Here is a 21,932-nt window from a genome sequence, read left to right as displayed (position 1 = left end):
CATACCTCTGACACACCGCAGCCACGAGAAAGGTCCCGGATCCGGCCATGGCGCTCTCCCTGTACGTCGACACCGCGCGCTGGCGGGCGCACCAGAAGTCCGTGGTCGACCAGTTCCCGGGCATCGTCCCGGTCTGCAAGGGCAACGGCTACGGCTTCGGCCACGAGCGCCTGGCCGAGGAGGTGAACCGCTTCGGCTCGGACATCCTGGCGGTCGGCACCACCTATGAGGCGGCCCGTATCAAGGACTGGTTCGGCGGCGACCTGCTGGTGCTCACGCCGTTCCGCCGGAGCGAGGAGCCGGTGCCGCTGCCGGACCGCGTGATCCGCTCGGTGTCGTCCGTGGACGGGGTGCACGCCCTGGTGGGCGCGCGCGTGGTCATCGAGTGCATGAGCTCGATGAAGCGCCACGGCATCAAGGAGGAGGAGCTCGGCATGCTCCACTCCGCCATCGAGGACGTACGCCTGGAGGGCTTCGCCCTGCACCTCCCGCTGGACCGCACCGACGGCTCCGACGCCGTCGAGGAGGTCATCGGCTGGATGGACCGGCTGCGTGCGGCCCGGCTGCCGCTGCACACCATGTTCGTGAGCCATCTGCGGGCCGAGGAGCAGGCGCGGCTGCAGCAGCAGTTCCCGCAGACCCGTTTCCGCGCCCGCATCGGCACCCGGCTGTGGCTCGGCGACCACGAGGCGACCGAGTACCGCGGTGCCGTCCTGGACGTCACCCGGGTCGCGAAGGGGGATCGTTTCGGCTACCGCCAGCAGAAGGCGGCCTCCGACGGCTGGCTGGTCGTGGTCGCCGGCGGCACCTCGCACGGCGTCGGCCTGGAGGCCCCCAAGGCGCTCCACGGGGTGATGCCGCGTGCCAAGGGCGTCGCCCGGGCCGGTCTGGCGACCGTCAACCGCAATCTGTCGCCGTTCGTCTGGGACGGCAAGCAGCGCTGGTTCGCCGAGCCGCCGCACATGCAGGTCTCGATCCTCTTCGTCCCCTCGGACTCCCAGGAGCCGCGCGTGGGCGACGAGCTGGTGGCCCATCTGCGGCACACCACGACGCAGTTCGACCGCATGGTCGACCGCTAGGCGTCGGCGTCACCGACCGGACAGGACGAAGGGCCCCCGCCACCGGCGGGGGCCCTTCTCGTCACGTCCAGCCGTCCTGGGCGCCCGGCCGACCCGTGCCCCACTCCACCAGCGGCCCCTCCACCAGGGGAGCCGCGTGCCGGGGCGGGTGGGCCGCCTGCCCCAGGACGAACACGTCCCGGGCCCCGTCGAGCACGCCTCCCGAGGGGTCGTCCGAGCCGTCACGTCGTACGCCGTCCCGCTCCGGCATCAGGATGTCCCGCACGATCATCGCGCAGAGGTAGAGCGTCGTCAGCAGATGCGCGGCGATGGCCAGTTGGTAGCCCTCGGGCGGCAGGCCCTGGTGCTTCTCGCCGCTCATCGTGTACGCGAGGTACGTCCAGATGCCGAGGAAGTAGACGACCTCCCCCGCCTGCCAGATCAGGAAGTCGCGCCAGCGGGGCCGGGCCAGCGCGGCCAGCGGGATCAGCCACAGCACGTACTGCGGGGAGTAGACCTTGTTGGTCAGGATGAACGCGGCGACGACCAGGAAGGCGAGCTGGGCGAAGCGCGGACGGCGGGGCGCGGTGAGCGTCAGCGCTGCGATGCCCGCGCACAGCAGCACCATCAGCAGCGTCGCCAGGTTGTTCACCATGTGGACGTCCAGGGACTTGCCGGTGCGCTGGGAGATGATCAGCCAGAACGAGCCGAAGTCGACGGACCGCTCCTGGCTGAACGTGTAGAACTTCTTCCAGCCCTCGGGCGCGAGCAGCATCACCGGCACGTTCACCGCCAGCCAGGCGCCCGCCGCTCCGAGCACGGCCGCCCCGTACTCCCGCCACTTCCCGGCCCGCCAGCACAGGAACAGCAGTGGTCCTAGCAGGAGCACGGGGTAGAGCTTGGCGGCCGTCGCGAGCCCGATCAGGATGCCGAAGGCGAGGGGGCGGCTGCGGGACCACAGCAGCATGGCGGCGGCGGTCAGGGCGATGGCGAAGAGATCCCAGTTGATCGTCGCGGTGAGGGCGAAGGCGGGCGCCAGGGCGACCAGGAGCGCGTCCCAGGGGCGGCGGCGGTGCGTGCGCGCCACACAGACCGCGATGACGGCCGTGCAGGCCATCAGCATCCCCGCGTTGACCATCCAGTACATCTGCTCGCGGTGCTGCATGGTGCCGCCGGACATCCATGAGACCGGCCAGGAGGCCACCTCCATGAACAGTCCGGTCAGCACCGGGTATTCGAGGAAGTCCATGTCGCCGGAGAGCCGGTCGAAGTAGGGCACCTTCCCGTCGGCGAAGCCCCGGCCCACGTAGAGGTGCGGGATGTCGGAGTAGCAGGCGTGGGTGTACTGGGAGTTCACGCCCCGGAACCACGCCCACTCGTAGCAGGGGGCCTTCTGTGCCATCCCCAGGGCGAACATCCCGATCGCGACCAGGGCGATCACCCGGACCGGGGTCAGCCAGTGGCCCGCCCCCGAGGCCCAGCGGCCCATCGGGCCGCCCAGCACCTCACTGCCGGCCGCGGCGACCTCGTCCTGCTCCGTGGGGCGCACGACGGGTCCGGTGGACTTCGCCGGCCGGGTCTCGTACGCGCGGGCACTGGTCTCGCTCGTCATGCCGCACATCCTGCCGTACACCTCTGTGGAAATGCCGAGGGGCGATGTTTCACGTGAAACATCGCCCCTGGTGTTCAGCCGCGTGCGCCGGGCCCGCTAGCCGTTGGGTCCCCCGAAGATGCTTCCCTGGGGGCCGCTGCCCGGTTTGGACTTACTGGGCGACGGGCTGCCGGAGGGCCCGCTGATGTCCCCGCTGGTGGCGCCCTGGTCGGTACCCGCGTCGGCGCCCGCGTCCGAGCCGCCGGGGCCGCCACCGGGGCCGCCGCAGTTCCAGTCCCACTTGCCGCAGGTCTTGCTGGGCTTCGGGGTGGGGCGCGGAGTCAGCGACGGGGTGGGCGAGGGGCTGCTGGCGGAGGGAGACGGCGTGTTCGACGGCGACGGGGAGGGGCTCGGGCTGGGCGACATGCCGCCGCCGAACACCTTCTCGCCGATCGGCTCGGGCGTCGGGAAGTCGACGGCCCGGGTGCCGTTCAGCGCCTGCTCCATGTAGTCGTGCCAGATGGTCGACGGGAAGGACGCACCGTGGATCTTCTTCTGGCCACCGGTCCCGTACATGGACAGGAATTCGCGCTTCTTGCTGCTCTCGTTGTCGTCGAGGCGGTACATGCTGACCGCGGTCGACAGCTGCGGCGTGTACCCCACGAACCACGCGGAGCGGTTCTCGTCGGTGGTACCGGTCTTGCCCGCCACGTCACGGCCGCTGAGCTTGGCGTTGGTGCCGGTGCCCTTCTCGACCACGTTCTTCAGGACGTCCGTCACATTGTCGGCGACCGCGGCGGAGAAGGCACGGGACGCCTTGTCCTCGTGCTTGTAGATGACGCCGCCCCGGCGCATGACCTTCTCGACCGAGTAGGCGTCGTGGTGCATCCCGCTGGTGGCGAAGGTGGCGTAGGCACCGGCCATCCGGATCGCGCTGGGGGAGGAGGTGCCGATGGAGAACGAGGGCACGGTCGAGGACGCGAGGCTGTCCTTACGGAGCCCCACCGCCAGGGCCACGTCCTTCACCTTGTCCGTGCCGACATCCATGCCGAGCTGGACATAGGGCGTGTTCGCCGACTCCTGCATCGCGTACCGCAGGTCGATCGCGTAGCTCGGCGGGTTGTACGACTGGTTGCCGTCGTTGGTCTGGCTCCAGGGATCGCCGTTCTCGTTGGTCCACACGCTCCCGTCGTAGTTCTTGATCTTCAGCTTGTTCATGCCGCTGTAGATGCTCTTCGGGGAGACCGGGGTGCGCTGCGACTCGCCCTGGTCCTTGGGACCCTTCGGGTCGCGCTTGCCGTACTCCATGGCGGCGGCCAGGACGAACGGCTTGAAGGTCGAGCCGACCTGCGCACCGGTCTGATCGGCGTTGTTGGTGAAGTGCTTCGTCGCGTCCTCACCGCCGTAGATCGCCTTGATGGCTCCGGTCTTGTTGTCCACGGAGGCGGCACCGAACTGGACGAAGGTGTCGAGCTTGGGCCGCTTCTTCGCGTCGAAGTTCTCCTTGCGGACCTTCTTCACGACCCCTTCGAGCGCCTGGACCTTCTTCTTGTCGAAGGTCGTGTGGATCTCGTAGCCACCCTTGTCCAGGTCGCTGGCGGTGATGCCCTGAGTGTTGTTGTTGACGAAGTACGCCTTGGAGAGGCTGACCAGATAGCCGATCTGCCCGCTGAGCTGCGCGTTCTTCTTGGGCTTGTCGGGCATCGGGAAGGTCGTGAACTTCGCCCGCTCGGCCGCGGGCAGATGGCCGTCCTTCACTTCCTCGTCGAGGATCCAGGCCCATCGGCTCATGGCGTTCTTGGTGTTCTGCTGCGGGGTGGCGGCCGGGTCGATCTCGGTGGCGCCGGCGGGGTCGAAGTAGGTGGCGCCCTTGAGCAGCGAGGCGAGGAACGCGCACTGGCTGGGATCGAGGTCCTTGGCGTCCTTGCTGTAGTACGTGCGTGCCGCGGCCTGCAGACCGTAGGCACCGCGTCCGTAGTAGGCGGTGTTCAGATAGCCCGCCATGATCTCGCTCTTCTTCTTGGTCGCGCCGACCTTGATGGAGATGAAGAGCTCTTTGAACTTACGGGTCAGGGTCTGCGACTGGTCGTCGAGCCGGGCGTTCTTCACGTACTGCTGGGTGATCGTGGAGCCACCCTGGGTGTGGCCGCCCTTGGCCATGTTCACCAGGGCGCGCGCGATGCCCTGGGGGTCGACACCGGAGTCGGTCTCGAAGGTCTTGTTCTCCGCCGAGATCACCGCGTACCGCATGGCGGCGGGGATCTTCTCGTAGGCGATGATCTGGCGGTTGACCTCGCCGCCGGTCGCGACCATCTGGGACCCGTCGGCCCAGTAGTAGACGTTGTTCTCGGCCTGGGCGGCCTGGGCCACATTCGGGACGCTCACCGTCCAGTAGGCGATGCCGATCGCGATCACCAGGGTGCCGAGAAAACCGAGGCACAGCCCGCTGACCAGCTTCCATGAGGGCATCCAGCGCCGCCACCCGCGCTTGTTGTAGCGCGGGTAGTCGATGAAGCGCTTCTTTCCGGGCCTCCGGTCGCCGGGGCCGGATCCGCCGCGGCGCCCGCCCGGGCCGGCCGGGCCACCGCCGCCGGGACCGTCAGCCCGTCTGCGTCCGCTCCGCTGGGCGGCCCTTCGGGACTCGGCGCGCCCATTGGCCTGCCGCTGCTCTCCGTACGAGCCGGAGGGGGACCCTGTGACCGAGTCCCGGTCGGGGGTCGCCCGGCGGCCGGACGGCTGCTGGGCAGCACGTCGGGCCGCCGCGCGGCCCCCGCCTTGCGACTCCGGCGGTTTGCGACGGTGCTCGCTCATCGAACGACTACTCCTCGGGCAGGCGAGAGCGCCTGGAAGCGACTGGTGAGTTCCGGTCCCCCCGACAGACGGACCAGCCCTGCGCCGGGCCCGTCCGCCGTGCACCCGGTATGCCGATGGCGCGGTACGCGCCGACGCCCCCTGACGTCACTCGGCTCCCGGTGATCTGCATGCCGCACAGACTACGCACGGTCAAAACCAGCCTAGGGCCGAAGTTCACCCCAAATCAGGCAACTTGCTTCCCATGAATTGACGATGTGACGCCGTTCACCATGGCCCCCCTTGTCGCGGAGGCCCCGTCGTTCTATCGTCAGGATGTATCGAGTCGATACATCAGCACGGCATAAAGGTCCGCGGCGACAGAGGAGGCGAAGGGTGAGCAGACGCTCCGGCATCCTCGAATTCGCCGTACTCGGCCTGCTTCGCGAGGCCCCGATGCACGGGTACGAGCTGCGCAAGCGGCTCAACACCTCACTGGGGATCTTCCGGGCCTTCAGTTACGGGACCCTCTACCCCTGCCTCAAGACGCTGGTCGCGAGCGGCTGGTTGATCGAGGAACCGGGCAGCGCTCCCGAGGACGCTCTCGCCGCTTCACTCGCAGGGCGCCGGGCCAAGATCGTCTACCGGTTGACGGCGGAGGGGAAGGAGCATTTCGAAGAACTGCTCTCCCACACCGGCCCCGATACCTGGGAGGACGAGCACTTCGCGGCACGTTTCGCCTTTTTCGGGCAGACGGAGCGCGAGGTGCGGATGCGCGTGCTGGAAGGTCGTCGCAGCCGGCTGGAGGAGCGCCTCGAGAAGATGCGCGCCTCCCTGGCCCGTACGCGCGAGCGCCTGGACGACTACACGCTTGAGCTGCAGCGACACGGCATGGAGTCCGTGGAGCGCGAAGTGCGCTGGCTGAACGAGCTCATCGAGAGCGAGCGGGCGGGGCGGGATCAGCGATCCGGCCCGGCCACCGGCTCCGCTCAGCAGGACCACACATCAGGAGAGACGGGCGGCCTGCCCCGGCATCGGGACAGCACCCGGCCGGATCCGTCCGAGGACACCGCCAACTGAAGGCCCTGCGTCCGCAGGACTTCGTCGAGAACACACAGGGAGCAACCGGAATGGGTTCGGTTCGCGTAGCCATCGTCGGTGTAGGAAACTGCGCCGCCTCGCTGGTGCAGGGCGTCGAGTACTACAAGGACGCCGACCCGGCGGGCAAGGTGCCGGGTCTGATGCACGTCCAGTTCGGCGACTACCACGTCAAGGACGTGGAGTTCGTGGCCGCGTTCGACGTGGACGCCAAGAAGGTCGGCCTCGACCTCGCGGACGCCATCGGCGCCAGCGAGAACAACACCATCAAGATCTGCGACGTCCCGAACAAGGGCGTCACGGTCCAGCGTGGACACACCCACGACGGCCTGGGCAAGTACTACCGCCAGACCATCGAGGAGTCCTCCGAGGCCCCGGTCGACGTGGTCCAGGTCCTCAAGGACAAGCAGGTCGACGTTCTGGTCTGCTACCTCCCCGTCGGCTCCGAGGTCGCTGCGAAGTTCTACGCGCAGTGCGCCATCGACGCCAAGGTCGCGTTCGTCAACGCCCTTCCGGTCTTCATCGCCGGTACCAAGGAGTGGGCGGACAAGTTCACCGAGGCGGGCGTCCCGATCGTCGGTGACGACATCAAGTCCCAGGTCGGCGCCACCATCACGCACCGCGTCATGGCGAAGCTCTTCGAGGACCGCGGTGTCCGCCTGGAGCGCACCATGCAGCTGAACGTCGGCGGCAACATGGACTTCAAGAACATGCTCGAGCGCGAGCGCCTGGAGTCCAAGAAGATCTCGAAGACGCAGGCCGTCACCTCGCAGATCCGCGACCGCGAGCTGGGCGACAACAACGTCCACATCGGCCCCTCGGACTACGTGGCGTGGCTGGACGACCGCAAGTGGGCGTACGTGCGCCTCGAGGGCCGCGCCTTCGGTGACGTTCCGCTGAACCTCGAGTACAAGCTCGAGGTGTGGGACTCCCCGAACTCCGCGGGTGTCATCATCGACGCCGTCCGCGCCGCGAAGATCGCCAAGGACCGCGGCATCGGCGGCCCGATCCTCTCCGCGTCCTCGTACTTCATGAAGTCCCCGCCGGTCCAGTACTTCGACGACGAGGCCTACGAGAACGTCGAGAAGTTCATCAAGGGCGAGGTCGAGCGCTAAGTCCCGGCTCCCACCCGACTGTTGAGGGTCCCCGTGCCGTGCCGGCGCGGGGACCCTCCGCGTATGTGACGCTTGCACCCATGTCCGTCGTGCGTGATCTGCGCGTACTCCTGCGCCTGAGGAATTTCCGGCGCCTGCTGGCCGTACGACTGCTCTCCCAGGCGTCGGACGGCGTCTACCAGGTCGCGCTCGCCACCCATGTCGTCTTCTCCCCCGAGAAACAGACCTCGCCCGCCGCGATCGCCTCGGCCATGGCCGTACTGCTGCTGCCCTACTCCGTCGTGGGCCCGTTCGCGGGCGTCCTGCTCGACCGCTGGCAGCGGCGCCAGGTCTTCCTCTACGGCAATCTGCTGCGGGCCCTGCTGGCCGGATGCACCGCACTGCTGCTGCTCGCCTCGGCGCCGGACGCGCTCTTCTACGCCTCCGCCCTGTGCGTCACGGCCGTCAACCGGTTCGTGCTGGCGGGGCTCTCGGCCGCGCTGCCCCGGGTCGTGGACGAAGAACGGCTGGTGATGGCCAACTCCCTCTCCCCGACGGCGGGAACACTGGCCGCCACGGCGGGCGGTGGACTGGCCTTCTGTCTGCGGCTGGTGCTGCCGGTGGACGCCGCCACCGTGCTGTTCGGCTCGCTCCTCTATCTGTGCGCGGCCCTGTGGTCGCTGCGGCTGCCGCCCGGGCTGCTGGGGCCCGACCCGGTCCAGGTGCGGCCCGGGATCGTCGCCGCGATCGGGACGACGGCGCGCGGACTCGCCGACGGGCTGCGCCACTTGCGACAGCGCCGGACGGCCGCCGGTGTCCTGGCCGCGATGACGCTGATGCGCTTCTGCTACGGGGCGCTGACCGTCCTGGTGCTGATGCTGTGCCGGTACGCCTGGACCGACGGCACCACCGACGGGCTGGCACTGCTGGGGCTCGCCGTGGGCGTCTCGGGGGCGGGGTTCTTCGCGGCGGCCGTCGTGACACCGGGGGCGGTGGCACGGGTGGGGCCCTACCGGTGGATGGCGGTGTGCGCGGGGACCGCGGCGGTCCTTGAACCCGCCCTGGGGCTTCCGTTCGCCCCCGGGCCCGTCCTGGTGGCCGCGTTCGTCCTGGGACTCGTCACCCAGGGCGCGAAGATCTCCACGGACACCGTGGTGCAGTCCTCGGTGGACGACGCCTACCGGGGCCGGATCTTCTCGCTCTACGACGTGCTCTTCAACGTCGCCTTCGTCGGCGCCGCCGCGGTTGCCGCGCTGATGCTGCCGCCTGACGGAAAGTCGGTGGCCCTGGTGGTCACGGTCTCGGTGATCTACGCAGTGGTAGCGGTGTTTATGACCCGCTTTCAGCGCGGCTGAGTGTCACATCAGGGCCACAGAGTGCCCTCCGGTAGCGGGGATGTCAGCCGGGCCCGCTACCTTACGGGCGTCCTACATCATCTGTTTTCACCAAGGGGGAACCCCCACGTGTCCACTCCGCCGCCCCAGGGCCAGAACCCGTACGCGCCGCAGCCCAACGCTCCCTACGGACAGCCGCAGGGCGCAGCCCCGTACGGACAGCCGCAGGGAGGCGCACCGTACGGCCAGCCGGGCCAGCCGGGTGTCCCGCCGCAGCAGTCGCCGTACTTCAACCAGGACGGGATACCCCACGCGCCGGCGCCCGTCCCTCCGCGTCGCCGCAACGTCAAGAAGATCGTCCGGATCGTCGTCGTGGTGGGTGTCCTCAGCGCCGCGCTCGCGGCCTGGTACTCCAGCCGTCATGACGCCGACACCGCCAAGGTCGGCGACTGCATGAGCATCGGCAACCCCGACTCCACGACCAACCCGGACCTGAAGGTCGTGGACTGCGGCGACTCCAAGGCCAAGTTCAAGGTCGTGCAGAAGAAGGACGACAACAGCGGCTGCGACCGCACCAAGTACTCGGAGTACACGCAGACCGGCGGCAGCAAGGACTTCACCCTCTGCCTGAAGGACTACAAGAAGTAGTCCCGGCAGCGGGAGAGGGGCGGTGTTTCACGTGAAACCCCTCACGTGAAACACCGCCCCTCGGCGTATCTGGGGCGCGATGTTTCACGTGAAACACCGTGCGGGTTCCCCGTGAAACCACGACGCATGTTTCACGTGAAACGTCCCGCGGGCCGACTCAGCCCTGCTCGGCCCACCACTCCTTGAGCGCCGCGACGGCCGCGTCGTGCTCCATCGGCCCGTTCTCCAGGCGCAGCTCCAGCAGATGCTTGTACGCCTGGCCGATCGCCGGGCCCGGCCCGATCCCCAGGATCTCCTGGATCTGGTTGCCGTCGAGGTCCGGGCGGATCGAGTCGAGCTCCTCCTGCTCCTGAAGCTGCGCGATCCGCTCCTCCAGGCCGTCATAGGCCCGCGACAGCGCGGTCGCCTTGCGCTTGTTGCGGGTGGTGCAGTCCGAGCGGGTCAGCTTGTGCAGCCGGTCCAGGAGCGGCCCGCCGTCGCGTACGTAACGGCGCACCGCCGAGTCGGTCCATTCGCCGGTGCCGTAGCCGTGGAAGCGCAGATGCAGCTCCACCAGGCGCGAGACGTCCTTGACCATGTCGTTGGAGTACTTCAGCGCGGTCATGCGCTTCTTGGTCATCTTCGCGCCGACCACCTCGTGGTGGTGGAAGGAGACCCGGCCGTCCTGCTCGAACCGGCGCGTCCTGGGCTTGCCGATGTCGTGCAGCAGCGCGGCTAGGCGCAGCACCAGGTCGGGCCCGTCCTCCTCCAGGGCGATGGCCTGGTCCAGGACCGTGAGCGAGTGCTCGTACACGTCCTTGTGCCGGTGGTGCTCGTCGCTCTCCAGCCGCAGCGCGGGCAGCTCGGGCAGCACATGGTCGGCGAGCCCCGTCTCCACGAGCAGCCGCAGCCCCTTGCGGGGGTGCGCCGACAGCAGCAGCTTGTTCAGCTCGTCCCGGACGCGTTCGGCGGAGACGATCTCGATCCGCTCGGCCATCGACGACATCGCGGCGACGACCTCGGGGGCCACCTCGAAGTCGAGCTGCGCCGCGAAGCGGGCGGCCCGCATCATGCGCAGCGGGTCGTCGGAGAAGGACTCCTGCGGGGTGCCGGGGGTGCGCAGGACGCGCTCCGCCAGGTCCTCCAGACCGCCGTGGGGGTCGACGAACTCCTTCTCGGGCAGCGCCACGGCCATCGCGTTGACGGTGAAGTCACGGCGGACCAGGTCCTGCTCGATGGAGTCGCCGTAGGACACCTCGGGCTTGCGCGAGGTGCGGTCGTACGCCTCGGAGCGGTACGTCGTCACCTCGATCTGGTAGCCGTCCTTCTGGCAGCCGACGGTGCCGAACGCGATCCCGACCTCCCAGACCGCGTCCGCCCACGGGCGGACGATCTTCAGCACCGCCTCGGGGCGGGCGTCGGTCGTGAAGTCCAGGTCATTGCCGAGCCGGCCCAGCAGTGCGTCCCGCACCGAGCCGCCGACCAGGGCGAGCGAGAATCCGGCCTCCTGGAAGCGGCGGGCAAGATCGTCGGCGACCGGGGACACCCGCAGCAGTTCGCTGACCGCTCGGCGCTGCACCTGGTTCAGGGCGCTGGGATTGTCTTCGTTGGCGTTCGGCACAACAAAAGAGGGTACGTGCCCGGCCGACCGGGGGCGTCACCGTTTCCGTCCGCCCCGGTCCATAGGTGTTCGCGGGTCCGCACAGCCCCGGGAAGCCGCCCCACCTGGCTCCCTGGCACACTCTTCCGATCATGTGGAGCAGTCCACGGCACTTCGCCACAGTCCACCTCGTTACCATGCGTGGACGCAGGAATCGACAACCACCGACACAGCTGACGACGACGAGGGACGGGCGACGCGTGGCCGAGGCGGCAGCTTCTCAGGGGATGGGCCCCTCTCCCGCCCGCCGATGGCTGCGCCGCACAGCGGCGCTGCTCGTCGGCGCTCCCCTGATCGCCGGTCTGCTGTCCGGTACGGCCGCCACCACGGCGGCCCACGCCACCGGTACCACCGCGCCGCACAAGGCGCCGCTCTCGCGCACCGTCCAGGTGACGCTCGACTCGATGGCCCCCAGCGCCCCCGTCAAGAGCGACACGCTGACGATCTCCGGCACGGTCACCAACACCGGCAGGCAGGCCGTCACCAGCGCCCATGTGGGTCTGCGGGTGGGCCAGCGGCTCAACGGCAGGACCGGGATCGACGACGCCTCCCAGCGCGGCGGCTCCTCGCAGGGCCTGGACGGGGCGGAGGTCGGTGACAAGTACACGGTCAAGTTCCCGAAGCTGGCCCCCGGGATCAGCCGTGACTTCACGCTCTCCGTGCCGGTCGCCAAGCTGGGCCTGGAGGGCGACGGCGTCTATCCGCTGGGCGTCTCGGTCTCCGGGCAGACGGTGAACCAGCCGTACGACCAGATCCTGGGCAGCCAGCGGACCTTCCTGCCGTGGCAGCCCGAGGCCGTCGACGGCAAGAAGTCGCAGCTCACCTACTTGTGGCCGCTGATGTCGTCCACCCACCTCACCGCGCAGACGGGCTCGGACGAGCAGCAGACCCCGGTCTTCGCCGACGAGGAGCTGGCCGCGGAGCTCGCGCCCGGCGGACGGCTGGAGCGGATGGTCTCGCTGGGCGACGAGCTGCCGGTCACCTGGGTGATCGACCCCGATCTGCTCGCCACCGTCGACGCGATGACCCGCAACTACCGGGTCAAGTCCGGCGACACCGATGTGCCCGGCACCAACCAGGACGTCGCCAAGGAGTGGCTGGGCAGGCTCGAGGACGCGGTACAGGGCAAGAAGGTCGTCGCACTGCCGTTCGCCGACCCGGACCTCGCCTCGCTCGCCCATCGCGGCAAGGACGTCTCCGGGTCGCTGAGCCATCTCCAGGGCGCCACCGAGGTGGCCGAGAAGACCGTGGAGACCATCCTCCATGTGACGCCCTCGGTCGACTTCGCCTGGCCGGTCCAGGGCGCGGTCGACCCCTCGATCGTCGATGTCGCCACCTCGGCGGGCGCCCACAACGTGATCGCACGCAGCGACAGCCTCCGCGAGACCGGCGGGCTGAGCTACTCGCCGTCGGCCGCACGGCCCATCGGCGGCGGAACCACGGCCGTGGTCTCCGACGCCCGTCTCTCCACCGCGTTCGAGGGCGACATGTCCAGGGCCGGCAATTCCACCCTGGCCGTCCAGGAGTTCCTCGCCCAGACTCTGGCGATCACGCTCCAGGACACCGAGAAGCAGCGCAGCGTCGTCGTCGCCCCGCAGCGGATGCCGACCGCGAGCCAGGCCCAGACGATGGCGAGCGCGGTCCGTGCCCTGAGCGCGCAGCGCTGGACCCAGCCCCTCGACCTCACCGCCGCCGCCACCGTCAAGCCGGACGCGCAAGCCACCGCCCGGGTGCCCGGCTCCTCCTCGTACCCCGGATCGCTGCGCAGGCAGGAACTGCCGGTCCAGGCCTTCCAGGACATGAAGAGCACCCAGGGCACCCTGGACAAGTTCAAGGTCGTCCTGACCGCCCCCGACCGGGTGGTCACGCCCTTCGGCAACGCCATCAACCGCGAGATGTCGACCTCCTGGCGCGACGACCGCGAAGGAGCGGTGATCTACCGGGCGGGCGTACAGAGCTATCTGGACGGCCTCACCGGCGAGGTGCGGCTCATCCAGAAGTCCACGGCCACCATGTCGGGGCGCAGCGCCACGCTCGCCGTCACCGTGCAGAACCAGCTGGTCCAGCCCGTGGGCAATCTGGTGCTGCGACTGGAGCCGAGCAACCCCTCCCGCCTCAAGGTGACCACCAACGAGGACACGAACGGCGGGCAGCCGGTCAAGATCGACGGCGGGCACAGCCAGTCGGTGAAGTTCACCGCCACGGCCAACGCCAACGGCCCCGTTCAGGTGACCGCCCGCCTCTACACGCAGGACGGCACGCCGTACGGCGATCCGATGGAGTTCACGGTCAAGGTCTCCGAGATCACCCCGACCGTGATGCTGGTGATCGCGGGCGGTGTCCTGCTGCTCGTCCTCGCGGGCATCAGGATGTACACCCACCGCAAGCGGTCGACGGCCCTGAAGGAGACCGGCGGGAGCGACGCGGCGGAGGCGGCGGACGGTGACGATCCCGGGCAGCCGAGTGACCCGACACCGGACACCGGTCCGGAAAGCGGGGCCTCGCCCGGCACGGGTGAGAAAGTGGAGCATTGAGCTATCGCTATGCACCGTGGCCGGCCAGGCCGGGGACGACGAGGTGGGGTAACCATGAACGCGCCGTACGACGGTGACCGCGGGCAGGGCGCGGGCGGCGGCTCCGCGTCCTCCGGGAACACGCCCCCGGTGCCTCCCTACGCCGAGCAGGTGCCGCCGCAGCAGCCCGCGCCCGACCCGTACTTCCAGGACGCCTACGGAAACGATCCGTACCGGGCGCAGGATCTGTACGCCCAGGACCCGGTGACGGAGGCGCTGTACGACCGTGCCGCGCACCCGCCGCCGCCCCCGGGCACCTACGCGGAGCCGCAGCCGCTCTACCAGCAGCCGCCGGCGCAGCCGTACGCGCCGGACCCCCGGATCTGGGCGCAGACCCCGCCGCCGGAGCCGGACGGCCCCTCGCGCCGTCTGCCGTACGGCGACACGGCCGGCTCCACGCAGTTCGTGGGCGTCGACGCCCTGGTCACCCAGGCGGCCGAGGAACCGCCCGAGCAGGACGCCTTCGCGTACCTCTACCGCGACCAGCAGGCCTCCGGTCCGGCCCCGGCCGCCCCGGAGCCCGAGCCGCTGCCCGCCGCGCCGCAGCAGAAGTCCGGTGGCCGCGCCTCCGGACTGCTCAAGTCGAGCGCCGTCATGGCCGCGGGCACGCTCGTGTCGCGGCTCACCGGCTTCGTCCGCAGCCTGGTGATCACGGCCGCGCTGGGCACCTCGCTGCTCGGCGACACCTACACCGTCGCCTACACCCTGCCGACGATGATCTACATCCTCACCGTCGGCGGCGGTCTCAACTCGGTCTTCGTTCCGCAGCTGGTGCGTTCGATGAAGGACGACGAGGACGGCGGCGAGGCGTACGCCAACCGGCTGCTGACCCTCGTCATGGTGGCGCTCGGCGTCATCGTCGCCATCGTCGTCTTCGCGGCACCGCTGCTGATCAAACTCATGTCGGGGACGATCTCCGACGACACGGCCGCCAACAGCGTCGCCGTGGCCTTCGCCCGCTACTGCCTGCCCACGATCTTCTTCATGGGTGTGCACGTGGTGATGGGGCAGATCCTCAACGCCCGCGGCAAGTTCGGCGCGATGATGTGGACCCCGGTCCTCAACAACATCGTCATGATCGGCACGTTCGGCCTGTTCATCGGGGTGTACGGCACCTTCGGCGAGACCAGGATGGGTGTCCAGACGATCCCTCCGGAGGGCATCCGCCTGCTGGGGATCGGCACCCTGCTCGGCCTGGTCGTCCAGTCGCTGGCGATGATCCCGTACCTGCGGGAGACCGGCTTCCGCTTCCGGCCGCGCTTCGACTGGAAGGGCCACGGCCTCGGCAAGACGGTCCACCTCGCCAAGTGGACCGTGCTGTTCGTCCTCGCCAACCAGGCCGGCGTGCTCGTCGTGACCCAGCTCGCCACGGCGGCCGGCAAGGCCTCCGCCGAGCACGGAGCGGGCTTCCTCGCCTACTCCAACGCCCAGCTGATCTGGGGCATGCCGCAGGCGATCATCACGGTCTCGGTGATGGCGGCCCTGCTGCCGCGCATCTCCCGGGCCGCGCACGACGACGACCCGGGCGCGGTCCGCGACGACATCTCGCAGGGCCTGCGCAACTCGGCGGTCGCGATCGTCCCGGTCGCGTTCATGTTCCTCGCACTCGGCGTCCCGATGTGCACCCTGCTGTACTCCACCAGCGGTGCCGAGGCCAGCAGGTCCATGGGCTTCATCCTCATGGCGTTCGCGCTGGGCCTGATCCCGTACTCGGTCCAGTACGTCGTCCTGCGCGGCTTCTACGCGTACGAGGACACGCGGACGCCGTTCTACAACACGGTCATCGTGGCCGGGGTCAACGCCGCCGCGTCGGCCGCCTGCTACGTGGTCCTGCCCGCCCAGTGGGCGGTCGTGGGCATGGCCGGCGCCTATGGTCTGGCCTACGCCGTCGGTGTGGGAGTCGCCTGGCGTCGGCTGCGCAACCGGCTGGGCGGCGACCTGGACGGGGCGCGCGTGCTGCGTACGTACGCGAGGCTCTCCCTGGCGGCCGTCCCGGCGGCGGTGATCGGCGGCACGCTCGGCTTCGTCATCCTCAAGGGGATCGGCGAGGGGGCGTTCGGTTCACTGGTCGCGCTCGTGGTGGGCGGGGCAGCACTGCTCGGGGTCTTCTTCGCCGCGGCGAAGAAGATGCGGATCGAGGAGCTCAACTCCATGGTCGGAATGGTGCGCGGGCGCCTCGGACGCTGAGTCCGGTGACCCGCGCACAACCATCGTCCGCCGCCGTGTGTCGTGCATAGCGCCGGACTGTGGGCACAATTGGCATGACTTTGCATGGCTGGCCGACAGCACGCAACGGATGGGGAGGCAGGAACGACGGTGGCGGAACGTAGCACGGCTGCCGTCGACGTGGCCGACAACAGCGGCGACAACCCGCTGACCGCCAAGGCGGACGGGGCCACGACCGACGGGGTGGCGGAATCCATCGACACGGCAGACACAGCGGAGCAGGGCACCGGCGACACGGGCGGTGAACGAAAGCCCGCCGAGCCCTCCATCGCCACACCGGAGCTGCACAGCGGCCACAAGCTCGCCAGACGCTATCGGCTCGAAGAGTGCGTCACCCGTCTGGACGGTTTCAGCAGTTGGAGGGCGGTGGACGAAAAGCTCCGCCGCGCCGTCGGCGTCCATCTGCTCCCGGCGGACCATCCGCGGGCGCGTTCCGTCCTCGCGGCTGCCCGTTCGTCCGCGCTCCTGGGAGATCCGCGCTTCGTCCAGGTCCTGGACGCGGTGGAGGAGAACGACCTCGTCTACGTGGTCCACGAGTGGCTGCCCGACGCCACCGAGCTGACAGCGCTCCTCGCCGCCGGCCCGCTGGAGCCGCACGACGCCTACCAGCTGGTCACCCAGGTGTCCCAGGCCATGGCGGCGGCCCACCGCGAGGGCCTCGCCCATCTGCGGCTCACCCCCGGCGCGATCCTGCGGACCTCCTCGGGCCAGTACCGCATCCGCGGGCTCGCGGTGAACGCCGCGCTGCGCGGCATCACCTCCGACACGCCCCAGCGGACCGACACCGAGGCGATCGGCGCCCTGCTGTACGCCTCGCTGACCCAGCGCTGGCCGTACGACAGCGATGCCTACGGCCTGCACGGGCTGCCCAAGGGCGTCGGTCTCATCGCTCCCGACCAGGTGCGCGCGGGGGTCCACCGGGGCCTGTCCGAGCTCGCCATGCGGGCGCTGGTCAACGACGGCGCCACGGCGTCGCGCCAGGAACCGGCCTGCACCACGCCGGACGAGCTGGTCAAGGCCGTCGCGGCGATGCCGCGCATCCGCCCGCCGGAGCCCGCGTTCACCGCGCCGCCCGAGTACCAGCGCACCACCTACCAGCAGGGCACCTACGGCCGTCCGCCCGCCGGCCCGCACCCGGCCGTCACCCAGGTCGTGCCGGCTCCGCCGCCCGCGCTCCAGGGACGTACCGGCAAGGCGATCAAGTGGGCCGTCTCGGCGCTGCTCATCGCCGCGCTCGGTCTGGGCAGCTGGCAGCTCGCGGACTCGCTCCTGGGCCACGAGAAGGGCTCCGGCGAGTCCGGGACGACCCAGCAGCCGAACAAGAGCGAGGGCGACAAGCCGAAGGCGCCGATGCCGCTGCGCATCCGGGGCGCGGAGGAGTACGCCCCGGACGGCAAGCCGCAGAACGCCAAGGACGTGGGCAACACCTACGACGGTGCCACCTCCACGTACTGGCGCTCCAAGAGCTACGTCGACGGCCCCAGGCTCGCCCCCTTCAAGCAGGGCGTCGGGATCGTCTACGACCTCGGGTCCGAGAAGGACGTGTCGACGGCCTCGATAGGGCTCCGGTACGAGGGCGACCACACGACGCTGACGCTCTACGCGACGGACTCCCTGTCGCCGAGCACACCGGTCGGTGACATGAAGCAGATCGCCACCACGACGACGAGCGGCGTCTCCGCCGCTCTCAAGGCGAAGAAGCCGGTCAAGACCCGCTATGTCCTTCTGTGGATCACGGCGGCGCCCTACGCGGCCACCGACGAGTTCAGTGGTTCCGGTTACAAGCAGGCCATAACGGACGTCAAGTTCACCGGCTGATCCGGTCGGCCCGGGGTTCGGCGAACCCCGGGCCGACCGGCAAATCCGAGAGTGCCGGGAGGGGGGCTCATCGTTGGACGGCGCCATATACGGCGACACGAGCGACCAGGACCTGCTGGCGCGCCATGTCGACGGTGACCCCGACGCCTTCGGCGAGCTGGTCCGGCGCCACCGGGACAGACTCTGGGCGGTCGCCCTGCGGACGCTGGGCGACCGCGAGGAGGCCGCCGACGCCGTGCAGGACGCCCTGGTGTCGGCCTACCGCGCCGCCCACACCTTCCGCGGCCAGTCGGCCGTCACGACATGGCTGCACCGCATCACCGTGAACGCCTGCCTCGACCGGGCCCGCAAGGCCGCCTCCCGCAAGACCTCCCCGGTCGACGACGCCGAGCGCCTGGAGCTCCTTCTGGAGCCCCATGAGTCGGCCGAGGCCCCCGCGGAGCGCCAGGACCTCCAGCGGCAGCTGGTGAAGGCGCTGGGGACGCTCCCGGCGGAACAGCGCGCCGCCCTGGTCCTCGTCGACATGCAGGCCTATCCGGTGGCGGAGGCGGCGGAGATCCTCGACGTGCCGGTGGGCACGGTGAAGAGCCGCTGCGCCCGGGGCCGGGCCCGGCTGCAACCCCTGCTCAATCACCTGCGCGGTGATACGGACGACACCGGGGATAGCCAAGAGGCCGGCGGGGGAAGGAACCGGACGCCGGGGACATCCGTCCCACCTGCGTCGGGACCAAGGGACGCAGGACCGCATGATCCTGCAGCTGTGAAGGGCGGAGGTGGGCGCACGTGACATCCACGGCCGACATGGCTCAGCACCCAGACGTCTCGGAGATCTCCGACCTCCACGAGGGCCTGCTGCCCCCTTCCCGGACCGCCGCCGTACGCCGGCATCTCGACGGATGCGCTCTCTGCGCCGACGTCCACGACTCATTGACGGAGATCCGCGAACTGCTCGGCACCCTGCCCGGGCCGCCGCGGATGCCCGCCGACATCGCCGGGCGGATCGACGCGGCGCTGGCCGCCGAGGCGCTCCTCGACGCCACGGCGCCCACCGGGACGCCCGTGCCCGTCGGGGCGACCGCGGTGTCCACTGCGGCGAAAGCGCCGTCCGGCTCGGAGGCCGAGAGCGACGCGGCGCGTGTTTCACGTGAAACATCGCCCGCAACCGTCCCCGGCGGCACCCCGGCCGTGGACCGTCCGGCCGGACACCCCAGGGCCTCCACCGGCCCGGGCCGTCGGCCTGCTCCCCGGCGTCGCCGCAACGCCGTGCTGGGAGCAGTCTTCGGCGCCGCGGCGATCGGGGTGAGCGTCCTCCTCGTACAGACGCTCCAGCAGTCCGACGGTGCCCATCCCGACAGGACCTCCATCGGCTCTCCTCAGGCGCAGGGGCCCGATCTCTCCGGCGCCGCCCTCGACGGGCAGGTGCGGACGCTGCTGGCCGCTCAGCCCGCCGGTCAGAGCGCCGGAACTTCTCCGTCCGACAAGAAGTCCGGTTTCGGGGTGACGTCCGACTCACCGAAGCTCACCTCCGAGGTCTCCGTGCCACCCTGTGTCCAGGCGGGCACCGGCCGCACCGCGCAGGCTCCGCTCGCCGCGGAGACCGGCGACTACCGGGGGACCCGGGCGTACCTGGTCGTCTTCCCGCACCCCACGGACGCCTCACAGGTCCAGGCGTACGTCGTCGACGCGGCCTGCGAGAGCGCGGGCCCGGATGCCAAGGGCAAGCTGCTGCTGACACACGTCTATCCCCGTCGGTGAGACGCTCCGGGAATGCTCGCCCCGTAGGATCCGTTGGGTGGGGTGAGAGTCCTGGACCGGGCCCCGGTAGGCAGTAGGCAGTCCGCAGAGACGAGGAAGAAACCCGTGAGCGACGTCCGTAACGTGATCATCATTGGCTCCGGGCCGGCCGGCTACACGGCCGCGCTCTACACCGCGCGTGCGTCGCTTCAGCCGCTGGTGTTCGAGGGCGCCGTCACCGCCGGCGGCGCGCTGATGAACACCACCGAGGTGGAGAACTTCCCCGGCTTCCGTGACGGGATCATGGGCCCGGACCTCATGGACAACATGCGGGCGCAGGCCGAGCGCTTCGGCGCCGAGCTCGTCCCGGACGACATCGTGGCCGTCGACCTCAGCGGCGAGATCAAGACCGTCACGGACACCGCCGGCACCGTCCACCGCGCCAAGGCCGTGATCGTCACCACCGGCTCCCAGCACCGCAAGCTCGGACTGCCGAACGAGGACAAGCTCTCGGGCCGCGGTGTCTCGTGGTGCGCCACCTGTGACGGGTTCTTCTTCAAGGACCAGGACATCGCCGTGATCGGCGGCGGTGACACCGCGATGGAGGAGGCGACCTTCCTCTCGCGCTTCGCCAAGTCGGTCACCATCGTCCACCGCCGGGACAGCCTGCGCGCCTCCAAGGCGATGCAGGAGCGGGCCTTCGCCGACCCGAAGATCAAGTTCGCCTGGGACAGCGAGGTCGCGGAGATCCACGGCGACCAGAAGCTCTCGCATCTGACGCTGCGCAACACCAAGACCGGCGAGACCTCCGAGCTGGCGGTGACCGGCCTCTTCATCGCCGTCGGCCACGACCCGCGCACCGAGCTCTTCAAGGGCCAGCTCGACCTGGACGACGAGGGCTACCTCAAGGTCGCCGCTCCCTCCACCCGCACCAATCTGACGGGTGTCTTCGGCGCCGGTGACGTGGTGGACCACACCTACCGCCAGGCGATCACCGCCGCCGGTACGGGCTGCTCCGCCGCTCTCGACGCCGAGCGCTTCCTCGCCGCGCTCGCCGACGGCGAGAAGGCCGCCGCGACCGCCGTCTGAACCATCCGACTTTCCTCCCCACCCCCTCACCCATACCCCGCAAGGAGGCTGCCGTGGCCGGCACCCTGAAGAACGTGACCGACGCCGACTTCGACGAGGTCGTCCTCAAGAGCGACAAGCCCGTTCTCGTCGACTTCTGGGCGGCGTGGTGCGGCCCGTGCCGTCAGATCGCCCCGTCCCTGGAGGACATCGCGGCGGAGCACGGCGAGCAGATCGAGATCGTCAAGCTCAACATCGACGAGAACCCGGCCACCGCCGCCAAGTACGGCGTCATGTCCATCCCGACGCTGAACGTCTACCTCGGCGGCGAGGTGGCCAAGACCATCGTGGGTGCCAAGCCGAAGGCCGCGCTGCTGCGCGACCTCGACGCCTTCATCAGCGAGTAAGTCCCGCCCGCTGTTTCACGTGAAACAACGCAACGGGCCCGACCCCCAGAGGGTCGGGCCCGTTCGCGTTTCCGGACGCGGTGGCATTCCGCGGCACCGTGGGTTCTACAGGGGTCGCAGTGCCGGTTCCTTCTGGACGGCTCCCAGCAGCCGGTCCAGGGCCAGTTCGACATCTTCCTTCCAGGAGAGCGTCGTCCTCAGCTCCAGTCGCAGCCGGGGATGCCGGGGGTGCGGCCGTACGGTCTTGAAGCCCACGGCCAGCAGATGGTCGGCGGGCAGCACACACGCGGGCTCGCTCCAGCGGGCATCCCCGAACGCCTCGATGGCCTTGAAGCCCCGGCGCAACAGGTCCTTGGCGACCGTCTGCACCATCACGCGCCCCAGCCCCTGCCCCTGGTACTCCGGCATGATCCACGCCGTCATCAGCTGCACGGCGTCAGGAGAGACCGGGCTGGTGGGGAAGGCCGTGGAACGCGGTACGTACGCGGGCGGGGCATAGAGCACGTAGCCCACCGGCACCTCGTCGACATAGACGACCCGGCCGCAGGAGCCCCACTCCAGGAGAACCGCCGATATCCAGGCTTCCTTCTCCAGCTCCGGTCTCCCGGCCTTTATCGCTGCCTCTCCGCTGACCGGGTCGAGTTCCCAGAAGACACAGGCGCGGCAGCGCTTGGGAAGGTCCGGAAGGTTGTCCAGCGTGAGCGGTACAAGCCGACGCCCCATGAAGGGTGTTCCTCGCTTCCCTCGCCTGCCGCCCCCTGGGCGGCTGCCAGTGCACTCCGTTCCCGGAGGAGGCTGCCGACGAACCCGCCGAACGCCCCGAGGCCCAGCCCAGCCGTCACCAGCCGGGTACG

At 69.8% G+C, this 21,932-nt stretch carries 16 protein-coding genes; 12 read left to right on the top strand and 4 right to left on the bottom strand.

Annotated features, from left to right (window positions below):
• Positions 1-47: 47 nt before the first annotated feature.
• Complete coding sequence (locus ACZ5ID_RS06230; RefSeq protein WP_365102717.1) at positions 48-1,079, top strand: alanine racemase; 1,032 nt, start codon at positions 48-50, stop codon at positions 1,077-1,079.
• A gap of 61 nt (positions 1,080-1,140) precedes the next feature.
• On the opposite strand, the gene ACZ5ID_RS06225 is transcribed toward ACZ5ID_RS06230, so the two are convergent.
• Together ACZ5ID_RS06225 and ACZ5ID_RS06220 are read right to left on the bottom strand one after the other, a co-directional pair.
• Entirely contained in the window at positions 1,141-2,670 is a 1,530-nt protein-coding gene (locus ACZ5ID_RS06225; RefSeq protein ID WP_468893910.1) for a glycosyltransferase family 87 protein, read from the bottom strand.
• 96 nt (positions 2,671-2,766) lie between these two features.
• Positions 2,767-5,460, bottom strand: coding sequence for a transglycosylase domain-containing protein (locus tag ACZ5ID_RS06220; protein WP_468893908.1), 2,694 nt, complete (start codon positions 5,458-5,460; stop codon positions 2,767-2,769).
• Positions 5,461-5,835: 375 nt separating this feature from the next.
• Here ACZ5ID_RS06220 and ACZ5ID_RS06215 point away from each other — a divergent pair, with 375 nt between their 5' ends.
• The 4 genes from ACZ5ID_RS06215 to ACZ5ID_RS06200 all read left to right on the top strand — a co-directional run bounded on the left by ACZ5ID_RS06215 (position 5,836) and on the right by ACZ5ID_RS06200 (position 9,613).
• Complete coding sequence (locus ACZ5ID_RS06215; RefSeq protein WP_188276669.1) at positions 5,836-6,519, top strand: PadR family transcriptional regulator; 684 nt, start codon at positions 5,836-5,838, stop codon at positions 6,517-6,519.
• A gap of 50 nt (positions 6,520-6,569) precedes the next feature.
• Complete coding sequence (locus ACZ5ID_RS06210; RefSeq protein WP_101389170.1) at positions 6,570-7,652, top strand: inositol-3-phosphate synthase; 1,083 nt, start codon at positions 6,570-6,572, stop codon at positions 7,650-7,652.
• Between the two features lie 80 nt (positions 7,653-7,732).
• A complete protein-coding gene (locus ACZ5ID_RS06205; RefSeq protein WP_468893905.1) occupies positions 7,733-8,986 on the top strand; it encodes an MFS transporter in 1,254 nt (417 codons plus the stop codon).
• Positions 8,987-9,094: 108 nt separating this feature from the next.
• The gene (locus ACZ5ID_RS06200) at positions 9,095-9,613 is read left to right on the top strand and encodes an LppU/SCO3897 family protein (RefSeq protein ID WP_468893902.1); all 519 of its coding nucleotides are present in this window, start codon (positions 9,095-9,097) and stop codon (positions 9,611-9,613) included.
• Between the two features lie 157 nt (positions 9,614-9,770).
• On the opposite strand, the gene ACZ5ID_RS06195 is transcribed toward ACZ5ID_RS06200, so the two are convergent.
• Positions 9,771-11,213: a CCA tRNA nucleotidyltransferase gene (locus ACZ5ID_RS06195; protein WP_468893900.1), complete on the bottom strand. Its 1,443-nt coding sequence runs from the start codon at positions 11,211-11,213 to the stop codon at positions 9,771-9,773.
• A 239-nt stretch (positions 11,214-11,452) separates the two neighbouring features.
• Here ACZ5ID_RS06195 and ACZ5ID_RS06190 point away from each other — a divergent pair, with 239 nt between their 5' ends.
• The 7 genes from ACZ5ID_RS06190 (at position 11,453) to trxA (ending at position 21,078) form a co-directional block, all read left to right on the top strand.
• The gene (locus ACZ5ID_RS06190; protein WP_468893898.1) at positions 11,453-13,786 is read left to right on the top strand and encodes a DUF6049 family protein; all 2,334 of its coding nucleotides are present in this window, start codon (positions 11,453-11,455) and stop codon (positions 13,784-13,786) included.
• Positions 13,787-13,840: 54 nt separating this feature from the next.
• Positions 13,841-16,012 carry a murein biosynthesis integral membrane protein MurJ gene (gene murJ / locus ACZ5ID_RS06185; RefSeq protein ID WP_468893896.1) on the top strand — a complete coding sequence of 724 codons (2,172 nt, stop codon included), beginning with the start codon at positions 13,841-13,843 and terminating at the stop codon, positions 16,010-16,012.
• 129 nt (positions 16,013-16,141) lie between these two features.
• Entirely contained in the window at positions 16,142-17,869 is a 1,728-nt protein-coding gene (locus ACZ5ID_RS06180; protein WP_468893894.1) for a serine/threonine protein kinase, read from the top strand.
• A gap of 73 nt (positions 17,870-17,942) precedes the next feature.
• A complete protein-coding gene (gene sigM, locus ACZ5ID_RS06175; protein ID WP_468893892.1) occupies positions 17,943-18,656 on the top strand; it encodes an RNA polymerase sigma factor SigM in 714 nt (237 codons plus the stop codon).
• Positions 18,653-19,624, top strand: coding sequence for an anti-sigma factor family protein (locus ACZ5ID_RS06170; RefSeq protein WP_468893891.1), 972 nt, complete (start codon positions 18,653-18,655; stop codon positions 19,622-19,624). The genes sigM and ACZ5ID_RS06170 overlap by 4 nt, the downstream gene beginning before the upstream one ends.
• 105 nt (positions 19,625-19,729) lie before the next feature.
• Positions 19,730-20,692, top strand: a complete 963-nt coding sequence (gene trxB, locus ACZ5ID_RS06165; RefSeq protein WP_468893889.1) for a thioredoxin-disulfide reductase — start codon at positions 19,730-19,732, stop codon at positions 20,690-20,692.
• Between the two features lie 53 nt (positions 20,693-20,745).
• Positions 20,746-21,078, top strand: coding sequence for a thioredoxin (gene trxA / locus ACZ5ID_RS06160; protein ID WP_468893887.1), 333 nt, complete (start codon positions 20,746-20,748; stop codon positions 21,076-21,078).
• Between the two features lie 105 nt (positions 21,079-21,183).
• Here the strand turns inward: trxA and ACZ5ID_RS06155 are convergent, their stop codons facing one another.
• Positions 21,184-21,801, bottom strand: coding sequence for a GNAT family N-acetyltransferase (locus ACZ5ID_RS06155; RefSeq protein WP_406551071.1), 618 nt, complete (start codon positions 21,799-21,801; stop codon positions 21,184-21,186).
• Between the last annotated feature and the right edge of the window lie 131 nt (positions 21,802-21,932).

The sequence above is a fragment of the Streptomyces sp. NPDC031670 genome (assembly GCF_055580545.1).
Note: the sequence above shows the minus strand (reverse complement) of the source record. Positions and strands in the feature narration are given on the sequence as shown.